Origin of the sequence: Bradyrhizobium erythrophlei (assembly GCF_042430365.1) — a bacterium.
Classification (GTDB): domain Bacteria; phylum Pseudomonadota; class Alphaproteobacteria; order Rhizobiales; family Xanthobacteraceae; genus Bradyrhizobium; species Bradyrhizobium erythrophlei.
In genome coordinates this window covers 1-2,425 of record NZ_JBHMET010000162.1, presented here as the reverse complement: position 1 = coordinate 2,425, position 2,425 = coordinate 1, and the positions used below count along the sequence as shown (strand labels likewise).

3 protein-coding genes are annotated in these 2,425 nt (G+C 58.5%); all 3 read right to left on the bottom strand.

What is annotated here, in order from left to right:
• Positions 1–339: 339 nt before the first annotated feature.
• The 3 genes from ACFFWD_RS24920 to ACFFWD_RS24910 all read right to left on the bottom strand — a co-directional run bounded on the left by ACFFWD_RS24920 (position 340) and on the right by ACFFWD_RS24910 (position 1,436).
• The gene (locus ACFFWD_RS24920) at positions 340–507 is read right to left on the bottom strand and encodes a hypothetical protein (RefSeq protein WP_376969545.1); all 168 of its coding nucleotides are present in this window, start codon (positions 505–507) and stop codon (positions 340–342) included.
• A 157-nt stretch (positions 508–664) separates the two neighbouring features.
• Positions 665–886, bottom strand: coding sequence for a hypothetical protein (locus ACFFWD_RS24915; protein WP_376969543.1), 222 nt, complete (start codon positions 884–886; stop codon positions 665–667).
• 292 nt (positions 887–1,178) lie between these two features.
• Positions 1,179–1,436 carry a hypothetical protein gene (locus ACFFWD_RS24910; protein ID WP_376969541.1) on the bottom strand — a complete coding sequence of 86 codons (258 nt, stop codon included), beginning with the start codon at positions 1,434–1,436 and terminating at the stop codon, positions 1,179–1,181.
• Positions 1,437–2,425 lie beyond the last annotated feature (989 nt).

Here is a 2,425-nt window from a genome sequence, read left to right as displayed (position 1 = left end):
GTGCCTGCGAGTACCTAGAATTGCCGTCCGGCGGAGTCTATTGGGATGATCCCGCCGTGGTAGTGCCGATTAAGGTCGATGAAAACGATCAGCCCGAGGCCAAATCCCTTGGTCCAAAGCCGAAACGGCCTGGGACTGGTCGGACGCTGTTTACAGCATTGGCGATGATGAGAAGGTCTGGACACCTCTATTCCCTGACGAGCCCAAGACGCCCAAGCCGACACTCCCTCCGACACGGAGGACCGGTCTAGTCCTGCCCATGCGGCGCAAGCGCTAGCTACCGCTTGGGCCTCAGCCCGATCTCGAGCGGAACCGGGATTCATCCGAGTGCCAGCTCGTTCATTTGCCCTTCGCCTTCCGCTCCGACAGTATCGCAGTCAACTGCACACGAAATCGGGCGACGTCTCGAAGTAGTTCATCGCGCTCCGGCGTCGGTGCAAGCTTACGCGCGGCGGATTCGAGCTGCACCACCATTTCTGCGAGCTCCTCCATGCCGACGGACGTCATTTCTTCGCCTTCAGCCGATCTCAACCGGCCGGCGGAACGACGCCTAATCACTGCTTTTCTGCGGGGGCTGTGACACCGCCGGTGGGTGGGGTGCTGGCTGTGGAGTTTCCGCCGCTTTTGAGTGGCTTCCTTTTAGGTGTATTTTTGGATGGTGCTTTCATGGGGTCGACTCCACTCGTGGTGGGAGTATTTTATAGAAGCAAAAACCGCGGGCCTCGATATCAGACACGATGTCCTCTTCAAACGCGGCGAGTTCACCGTCGTCTGCGGTCATTGGCTTCCAGTCCTTCGGATCGACGTGACCGGGCAGGCCCCTCCCAGCTTCCACGGCCATTCGCAGGGTGTCATCGTTCGTGCCGCGATAGAAATCGAGCTTCATTTTGCCTTCGCCTTCAGCCCAAGCTCGACCAGCCGGCGGACGGCCTCGGAACGGGTAGGGGCGTCATCCTGAGCTCCCGCCCAGCGATCGACCGCGTGGCCTAGCTCGGGTGGAAGCCTCACCGCTGTGACTGGGTGAACGCCACCTTTCTTCTCCTGGCAGCCCCGAGGATTGAGCCGACCGCACCAAATAAAAATCCGGCGGATCAGAAAACATCCGGAACTCATCAGGCTCGAAGCCGTTATCGTGTCAGAGAAGAAATCCCCGAAAAAGAGAAAGCTCGAAAGCCCCGTCATTCATTTCGGTGGATGGCGGGGTTTTTAACGCGCCGCAAAAGCTCAAGCTCCTTGATCGCGAGCGTGGAGAGCTTCGCCGGGTCGCGCACGCCAGTTTGCGCGATCTCGATTATTTTCTTGGCGATTATCTCGGCTAGCGGGTCGTTCCGGTCAACAAGACCAATGGTGTGCAATGTCTTCTCGTAGGCCGTTGTCAACCGGCTGATCTCGTCCGATCCCATCGGTAGCTTTCGCAATAAGCGATAAATGGGCATGTGGTGCTCCCTTTTTATCTGGCGGGAGCCGAACACTCTCTCAGTCACCGATAACAGCCACGGTCCGGGCGGTGATGAGGCGGCCTTACTTCGGCTGCTTCAATCCGGGCGACGACAGCCATTCTTGGACTTGAGAAGCTGTCTCGGCTTGGCTGGCTCTGCGTAGCAGCCGATCGCGCTCAATGCCGGGCGGAGTGCCCCTGGCTTCCTTGCGCAGTCGCTTTGCTTCCTCAGCAAGGCGTTCTTCCAATGGGATGGTTTGCTGGGAACTGTGTCGCCGCATTTGGCTCTGCTCCCGCTATTGTGCGGTGATGGAACCAGTGTGCACCCCGAACCGGAGCGGCGCCAGAACAAAAGCTAACTGGAGGCTAAGAACAAACTAGGCCACTCCAAAAATCAACTTAGGCCACTAGGGAAGCGGCCAGCACCCACGGAGCCATGAGAACAAATCGAGCGAAAGGGACCTGAACACAGATTGGCAAACCTACGGTCCGAGACAGTGGCAAACCCATTGATTTCATTGAGTACTGTCCTGTCAACCATGCTGAACCCATTCGGCTTTCTGAGGTCACGTCTCGAAAAGCTACGGTCTAGGCAACGGCCAACGGTGCAATGGCGGAGGTGGCCCGCTTGGGGTACCCAACCGGCTTGGGCAAAACAGCACTTGGCCACGGGGGAGCACGCTGGCGGAATTGGAGGCCGCCAACTAAGGCGGCCTTATTTCTTTTGCCCGGCGTGAAGGGCGGTCTTTTGCGCCTCCAAATCGGCGATGACCTCCACGATCCGCTCCAGCGTCGACAGGTCCATGAGCCGCGAGGCGATCATTCGGTAGCGATAGATCTTCTCATCAATTTCGGCGCACTTGTCGCAGATGGGAACTTGCCGCTTTCGCCCCCATAGGCAGGTCGTCCTGCTGCCCTCAATGCGACGAGCTATGCGGGATTTTGGGTGACGAGGCGATCAGGCGGCGTGGTTTGCCGGCACTTGGA

Excerpts from the sequence above, each read along its gene's own strand:
- ACFFWD_RS24920 (WP_376969545.1), bottom strand. The coding sequence starts at position 507 with ATGACGTCCGTCGGCATGGAGGAGCTCGCAGAAATGGTGGTGCAGCTC.
- ACFFWD_RS24915 (WP_376969543.1), bottom strand. The coding sequence starts at position 886 with ATGAAGCTCGATTTCTATCGCGGCACGAACGATGACACCCTGCGAATG.
- ACFFWD_RS24910 (WP_376969541.1), bottom strand. The coding sequence starts at position 1,436 with ATGCCCATTTATCGCTTATTGCGAAAGCTACCGATGGGATCGGACGAG.